At 39.3% G+C, this 7,773-nt stretch carries 6 protein-coding genes and 1 pseudogene; 3 read left to right on the forward strand and 4 right to left on the reverse strand.

Annotated elements, in window-relative coordinates; all coding sequences use genetic code 11:
- A partial coding sequence (locus B2P60_RS05725) for a transposase (RefSeq protein WP_286739950.1) occupies nucleotides 1-217 on the forward strand: 217 nt, incomplete at its 5' end.
- Between the two features lie 125 nt (nucleotides 218-342).
- Here B2P60_RS05725 and mcrC read toward each other — a convergent pair.
- From mcrC to B2P60_RS05745, 4 genes are read right to left on the reverse strand one after another with little or no spacing between them, the layout of a single operon-like run.
- Entirely contained in the window at nucleotides 343-1,461 is a 1,119-nt protein-coding gene (mcrC, locus tag B2P60_RS05730; RefSeq protein ID WP_286739951.1) for a 5-methylcytosine-specific restriction endonuclease system specificity protein McrC, read from the reverse strand.
- A complete protein-coding gene (locus B2P60_RS05735) occupies nucleotides 1,451-2,833 on the reverse strand; it encodes an AAA family ATPase (RefSeq protein ID WP_286739953.1) in 1,383 nt (460 codons plus the stop codon). Before B2P60_RS05735 ends, mcrC begins: the two co-directional genes overlap by 11 nt.
- Nucleotides 2,834-2,854: 21 nt before the next feature.
- Nucleotides 2,855-3,838 carry a WG repeat-containing protein gene (locus tag B2P60_RS05740; RefSeq protein WP_198335622.1) on the reverse strand — a complete coding sequence of 328 codons (984 nt, stop codon included), beginning with the start codon at nucleotides 3,836-3,838 and terminating at the stop codon, nucleotides 2,855-2,857.
- 32 nt (nucleotides 3,839-3,870) lie between these two features.
- Nucleotides 3,871-4,224 carry a hypothetical protein gene (locus B2P60_RS05745; protein ID WP_286739954.1) on the reverse strand — a complete coding sequence of 118 codons (354 nt, stop codon included), beginning with the start codon at nucleotides 4,222-4,224 and terminating at the stop codon, nucleotides 3,871-3,873.
- Between the two features lie 599 nt (nucleotides 4,225-4,823).
- On the opposite strand from B2P60_RS05745, the pseudogene B2P60_RS05750 reads away from it, so the two are divergent.
- Nucleotides 4,824-6,048: pseudogene (locus tag B2P60_RS05750) on the forward strand (IS3 family transposase).
- Between the two features lie 160 nt (nucleotides 6,049-6,208).
- Nucleotides 6,209-7,773 (forward strand): leucine-rich repeat domain-containing protein (locus B2P60_RS05755; RefSeq protein ID WP_286739955.1); only part of this gene is annotated, 1,565 nt, incomplete at its 3' end.

Below are 7,773 nucleotides of genomic sequence, written 5' to 3' on the forward strand. Positions count from 1 at the left end.
CTATACCACCAATGCGATAGAGTCTTTAAACAGCGTGATTCGGACAGCGGTGAATAAACGTAAGGTGTTCCCGTCTGATCAGGCAGCATTCAAAGTGGTGTACTTAGCAACCCAGCAGGCATCGTCAAGGTGGTCGATGCCAATCCGTAACTGGACGTCTGCTTTAAATCGCTTTATGATTATGTTTGATGACCGTATCAGTAAGCATTTAATCTAAACGGCAGTTACACAGAATCTGGGATGGTCTCTTTCTGACAAATTGTCAGCGTCCAGTTAGCGGATATTTGCTTTAAAAGCAGCTACACAGTTGCTCATAACGTATGAGTAGAGCTATATTTTATATTAATCAGTATCAATAATCTTGAACAACTGCTCTCGAATTCCCACAGCAGATGTTGCCAGATTCACAGTAGAAAATTGAATTTTATGGTTATCAATAACAACATACTCATTCACATCTTCCCCTATCGAAGGATGAATAAATAGACCACTAGCATTCTCATTAAGAGGGTCATTACTGTCCTCTTGAGATCTTAGGTAGGAATACATCTGATACAGGTATCCACTTCTTAATGTTTCATCTCGATACCACCCACTCGTAACCACAGCATTGAACTTAGTATCGATAACGATGCGATGTGCTGATTCAATATTATCAATGATGATGTCCGTCTTCATATTAGGAAGGATATTATCCATACCTAAGCTTTTATCACTTATTTGCCACTTAAGCACTTTCCCCGAGCTTACTCTATAACATTGATTTGACAGAACCGTAGCATAAAATCCAGCTACTCCTTTTTCAAAGAGTTTGCGCAGCCACGGTAGATTGTCTCTCTGTGCTGAAGACAACTGCCTTGTACCTTTAGATTCTGTTGGTAAGGCCAGATTAAACGCCAGATGTGCAGCCGTTACCATTGGCTTATCTTCAGCATCATGTCTCCCAAATCTATCCACTGATACCTCACTACGACTGGGGCGTGTTTGACTGACACCCATTTGTCTTAGACGTATATCTAGCGATCGACACCAATGAGCTAGATCTTTACGTTTAACGACTTTAGAGATAGCCTCAAGAGCCGCTCGGACATATCTATTACGCGGCGTATCAATGGTTAACTCATCAAAACGGCAAGCGATCTTGCCCCGCTCAAGCAACCTACCTCTTTCAGTACCTATAAGATCTATTCTGCCACGTACACGACTGAGCACAGCATCACGAGATTGATAGCTATAACTTAGGTTACGTTGAATGCGATGTTCGACCCGTCGACAAAGCATTTCGGCGATTAAGTCTGGAATATCATCAGGGTTCTCTTCAACTGCAATATTCGCAGCATCAAGCTCTCTATAGATATCGGACGCATAGAGCATAAGAAGCCAAAGATTACGAACAGGTATCTTGCCTATATAGTTAACGTCATCAGAGGACTCTATAGCTATGTCTTCTTTAACTGGCATATACTTGCAAGCCTTCAGTCAAGCGCTTTTGGGCTTTTCGAGATTTCTCAAGATCATCGAACCAATACTCATCCAGCAAAGGACCTATCTCTGTTTCTACCACTTCAACGAACCACTCTTTAGCATCTGTGATATCCATACCAACGGCTGGCGTGACATAACTATGACCTATTTGAAATTGAGCGCCAAGACTAGGTTCTTTAGTAATCTCATCATTCAAAGCACTAATACGCTGCTCAATGTTATCTAAGAATTCTGAGTCAATACCATTCTTATCTCTTACCCAATCACGCCAGACTTTACCAAGTGTCGGTTCAAGATCGATAAACGCAAAACGGCGACGCAAGGCCAGATCAACCAATGCAAGCGAGCGGTCAGCAATATTCATGGTGCCGATGACATATAAGTTACTGGGTATATAAACACGTTCACCATTGAACTTCCTATAAGACAGCTCTAACGCCTCATCCGGTGTTCTTTTATCGGCCTCAAGTAACGTGAGCATCTCACCAAATACTTGAGCCGGATTGCCTCGGTTAATCTCTTCGATGACGATGACATATTTTGACTCAGGATCATCTATGGCAGTTTTAATCATTTCCATAAAAGGACCATCCACCAATGTCAGCTTACCTTCACCTGATGGACGCCAACCTCGAATAAAATCTTCATAAGATAGGTTTGGATGAAATTGTACGGCTCTTATCTTACTGTCGTCACGTTGGCCAATTAGCGCAAAGGTCAGTCTTTTAGCAAGCCAAGTCTTACCAGTACCGGGAGGACCTTGTAAGATTATATTTTTTTTAGCTTCTAGGCGTTCGAGTGTTTTTTCGATTTTAGCCTTAGGTAAAAAACATCCGTCTTTGATAATACTGTCTACATTATAAGAATCTCTATTCTTTTCAGTAGTCAAAACATCATGAGATGTCTGAACATCAAGTCCTTGTACTGATCTTTCATCCAATAATCGATATGAATCTCTACTTAACTGCTCTAGTTGATTGTTTTTCCTCATCACCCCTAAACAATGTACAACAGTTCCCTCTATATCTTTCCTACCAGGCCATCTTTTGTCGAGATCGTTCTCAAATCTGTCTAGAAACTCTTGTTTTGTAAACTCAGATGAGCTTTTATCGCAGCATAGCTGATAAACTTGACAAGCTATCATCTCTTGCCAAGTATTGTATTTTTCAGTGCATTTTATACGGGTAACGGATGTTTCTTGTACGTCGCCAAGATTCACTTTATCAGTAAGATTAATATCCTCTTCAAACTGCCAAGTGCTTTTTTGAATCAACTGACCTATATCGTTTAGTGTAGTACGAGCCATCCAAGAGGGCTGCATAGCGACTGATTGAACATAATTATTCATAGCGTATTCCTTAATATACTTTTACCAACTTTGGAATTCATATTTTTTGATAACAGCATCCCAATTAGCATAGAACGTTTCACTAATGACATTACCTTGATTGTCAAGCGTATATCTTGTAATACTGCTTTCGTGTGGTTTACTAGCATCAGTGTATTGATACATATTTATTTTACCTTCTTTGTAGTAGCAATCATCGTAGTATGCGTCGCTCCAAGTTTGAATATTGGGCGCATCGTACTTAGGTTCCACGATAAAATTACCAGATTTATCGATAACACCCCATTTACCAGTCTCATAGTCACCCACTCGAACGGCTGCTAAACCCTCTGAAAAATTACAAGCACGATCCCATTTTGCTTTAATTGAGATATTGCCATTGGTATCAACAAAACCATATTGACTGCCATTATTCCAGTGATTACTTTCAGTATACTGAGCCAATCCATCTGAATAAGAGTGAAGAAAGTTAAATTTAAAAGGAACAATAGTTTTTCCTGATTGATCAATAGCTCCATATTTCTCTTTCAAGCTTACGACTGCCAACCCGTCTTGAAATGCTTCTGCTGACTGATACTGATAGGGAATGATAAGTTCTCGTTGCTTATTCATATATCCATACTTACCATTACGATAAACAGCCACTAGCCCTTCACTAAAGCTCTTATAGTCAGTATCCATACCTGTATCATTAGCTTCATGCTCAACAGGAATAACCAATCGACCCTTGTTATCAATAAAGCCCTGAAGATTTTTATAGCTTAGATTGCCTTCTTCATCGTAGCCCTTTTTTATTTTTCCAACATAAGCTAAACCATCAGAAAACTCTCCACAAGCCTCAAACAGACCAGTAGGAACCACCACTTCACCCAAACTATTTTTGTAGCCACAATCCCAGCTGTCTGTTGACTCTTCATAAAAACGCTGCAAATCTGCATTTGCAACTGAGCAGTACATCAAACTTAATAGACTAGCACTCACTGTTTTTAAAAAACTTTTATTCATTGATATTCCTACGTTTTTTATTGTTAAGGCTATTATTTTGTCCATCCATTTTTATCTTCTATATATAGCAATACTGCCAACCCCCCTTCATAGTGGTCAGGAATATACCCTCTATTATCAGTATAGTACTCTGCACCTTCTATAAAACGATTTGATCTATCTGCAGACCAACCAAAACCCATAGAAAGCCCTCTATTTCGTCCTTGATCATCATAAGTCCAGCCTCTTTTGGCGTAGTACTTAATGTCATGGTCACCCTCATAACGATAAGAGTCAGGAATATCTTTCCATTGTTTAGATAAGGCTATAAATCCGTTGCAATAACTATCACCCCTACATTCGGGTACATTCGGTGCAGTGTTTGGATTATTATAAATATTCATCATCTCAGGCAGTCCTGCGTAACTACAAGTACTGCTGATTGCCAAAATTAATGTCAGACATATTTTTTTCATATAACACCCCTTAATAGATAGTTGTTTGGTATTACTATCGTCTAAATCTATTTCTATTGCAATGACTCGAGAGTCCTGTGCGACATTAAATGACGCATCTGTAGAATTTAACTAAAAAATTCTTAAATTGACAAATAAAATTTAATTTCAAAGAGCAGATAAAAAGAGGTTTTCAGCTGGAATAGCTCAGTCTTTTGCACAGATGGGTATCAATATGAGTGAATATGAAAAAAAATGCAGCGAGCTGTACAACCTATCAAAGTCTCTTAAATAGTAAAATTATATCGGACACGACATTTAATGTCGTAAAGAAGATCTACATACTATGCATTAGAAAATTATTTTGGTAGTCTTAATAAAAGGTAAAAAACAAATGTATGTACACACTATTTAATTGAGGAGATAGTAATAGACCTCTTGTAAAAGTCATATTCTAAGCTCGGAATTAATGATACCAGCAAACAGTGAGCTATGCTGAAGAAACCGTAGAGATAAACTTGGTAAACTAAGCGTATTAATCGGAGTTTATCATGACCAAGAAAGTAAGAACCTACAGTGACGAATTTAAAGCCGAGGCCGTCAAGAAGATATCAGACAATAATGGCAATATCTCAGCCACTGCAAAGCAGCTTGGCATTGCCATGCAAACGCTATCAAATTGGCATAACAAAGCCAATCAAGGCAAGCTTGTCGGCACAGAGCAATACGATCCTGAACTTATGAGTACTCTTCAAGAAATAAAGCAGCTCAAGCGGCAGCTCAAAGTGGCTGAAGAGGAACGCGAAATACTAAATGAGGAGGGATAAAGCGAAGCACTGCTTCGCCCCGACGCAAGGGGAGAGCTATGCTCGAGTTGGCGACGGCGTACTTCGCGAGAAACAGTTAGTCAGGTACGCCTTTATCAAAGACAACCAGTTCCTCTTTCGCATCACCACTATGTGCCGTGTGTTAAGGGTTAAGCCATCAAGCTACTATGACTGGCTGGGTCGTCATATCAGCTGTCAGCAGCTACATCGTAATCAGTGCGAGTTATTGGTTAAAGCCGCTCACAATGAAACGAAAGAACGTTATGGCGCAGATCGACTGCATGCTCATCTAAGCGAGCAAGGCCATAACATTAGCCTGTATATGGTAAGAAGCATCAAAGAGCAACACGGCATTAAATGTCGTAGTCATAAGCGCTTTAAAGTCACCACCGACTCCAATCACAACAAGCTGGTCTATCCAAACGTACTGGATCAGAAGTTTGATGCTAAGCGCCCTAACGAGTCGTGGGTCAGCGACATCACCTATATCTGGACGAATGAGGGTTGGCTGTACTTAGCAGGGGTCAAAGACTTATACACCAAAGAGCTTGTCGGTTACGCTATTAACAAGCGTATGACCGCAGATTTAGTTTGCAAAGCACTAAATATGGCCATCAAGAATAAACGTCCAAGCAAAGGGCTAATCGTTCATTCAGACAGAGGCAGTCAGTATTGCAGTCACGCCTACCACAAGACCATTAAGCAGCATCAATTTACAGGCTCAATGAGCGCTAAAGGTAATTGCTTCGACAATGCTCCAATAGAAAGCTTCTGGGGCATATTGAAGAATGAGTTGGTATATCATCAAGACTATAAAACAAGGTTCACAGCCATCAATGATATTATCAGTTATATCGAGCTGTACTACAATCAGACGAGGATTCAAAAGGGTTTGGGCTATCAATCGCCAAGACAGGTGTGGTTTGATTATTATCGTCAGGCTGCGTAATTAAAATCTCCCAAGTTTATGTGTACGGATTTGACGGCAGGGGTCATACCATGTATGTTAACTGCTAGAAATAAGACAGTTAAAGTCTGAAAGCACTCAACATTGGATGAGTGCTTTCTATGCTGAAAATAACATAGACTATATAAAAGGTGATGAAATAATGACTAATAATAAAAACACTGAACCTTGGATGCAAGAGCTTTGGAACCTAGCTGATAAATTCCAAATATCTGATGATGTTATTCCTCGCGATGCAGTAGGTTTAGAACAACTAAATGAGTTAAAACTAGAAGATCTAGACGCTGAGGCCTTTGAACTAATTAAGTTAATCTCAAAATTACCCAATCTAAAAACCCTCGACTTAAGTTTTTATGGAGGCGAATATTTACCAGACGAGATTGTTGAGCTAACCTCTCTCGAACAGCTTACAATAAGTGAATCACCGTTAGAAAGACTACCGAACAGAATCCATGAGCTAAAAAACTTACAAGTGCTAAATTTATGCTATACCGGTATTAAGTCTCTACCTGAAAGCATCTCTAGACTTGAGAATCTTAAGTCCATAGATCTATCTGCGTGTGATGAGCTTCAAGGTTTTCCAGACGGTTTTTTTCAACTTACGCAGTTAGAGGAGCTACTACTTTATAGTACTGAGCTTTACTCAGATGAAATAGGTTCATTAAAGAAATTGAAAAAGCTATCTCTTTCAGGAGATCTATACGAAATTCCTGTCTGGATATTCGATTTAAAAGAACTTACTGAGCTGTGTTTAAATGAGGTAGCCCTATCAGAGATACCTTCAGAAATTGGTGAGCTCACAAAGTTAGAGTATTTAGACTTAGGAGTCAACGAACGTATAACTAAGCTACCTGAAAGCTTCGGTAATTTAACCAATCTAAAGCACCTCTCGCTAATTTGCTGTAGCTTACAAAGCCTCCCAGAAAGCTTTGTTAATTTAACCCAGTTAGAAAAGCTAGAGCTAGGTCCTAGTGATATGAATACCTTAGACCGTCTGTCTCATGGAGTCACTGAGTTTCTCACTCAACTGGGTGATACCGTTTCTGGTTGGGAAAAGAAAGAGCCTGCCGAACCTTGGATGCAAGAGCTTTGGGATTGGGCTGATAAATCTAAGATATCCGAATATGATATTCCAAGAGATGTTGAGTTTCTACAGAACCCCTATGCAATTACCCTTGATAATTTAACTGCCAAGAAGTTATCTGAGTTCTGTAATAAGTTCGCACAACTAAAGAATTTGGATTTTCTTCATATAAACTTAAAAGGCTCCTTAAGTAATATCCCTAATGGGATTGGTAACTTTAGCAATCTTAAATCACTAACTATCAGGGGTTTTGGACTAACGTCACTGCCTAAAACTATTGGTAACTTAGAGAACCTAACAAGCTTAGACATTAGTTTTAGCGAGCTAACATCACTGCCTGAAACTATTGGCAACCTAGAAAATCTGACAGACTTAAACATTAGTGGTAACCAGCTAACATCACTGCCTGAAACTATTACTAACTTAAAAAATCTGACAGACTTAAATATTGGTGGTAACCAACTGACACCACTGCCTGAGGCTATTGGTAATTTAGAAAACTTAACAAGCTTAACAAGCTTAGATATTAGTTTTAGCGAGCTAACATCACTGCCTGAAACTATTGGCAACCTAGAAAATCTTACAGACTTAAACATTAGTCATAACCAGCTAACATCACTGCC

The organism is Psychrobacter sp. UBA3068 (assembly GCF_002366815.1).
GTDB lineage: Bacteria > Pseudomonadota > Gammaproteobacteria > Pseudomonadales > Moraxellaceae > Psychrobacter > Psychrobacter namhaensis.

Bases quoted from the DNA above. Each gene is read 5' to 3' on its own strand.
- B2P60_RS05745 (WP_286739954.1), bottom strand. From the start codon at position 4,224: ATGATGAATATTTATAATAATCCAAACACTGCACCGAATGTACCCGAA.
- mcrC (WP_286739951.1), bottom strand. From the start codon at position 1,461: ATGCCAGTTAAAGAAGACATAGCTATAGAGTCCTCTGATGACGTTAAC.
- B2P60_RS05735 (WP_286739953.1), bottom strand. From the start codon at position 2,833: ATGAATAATTATGTTCAATCAGTCGCTATGCAGCCCTCTTGGATGGCT.
- B2P60_RS05740 (WP_198335622.1), bottom strand. From the start codon at position 3,838: ATGAATAAAAGTTTTTTAAAAACAGTGAGTGCTAGTCTATTAAGTTTG.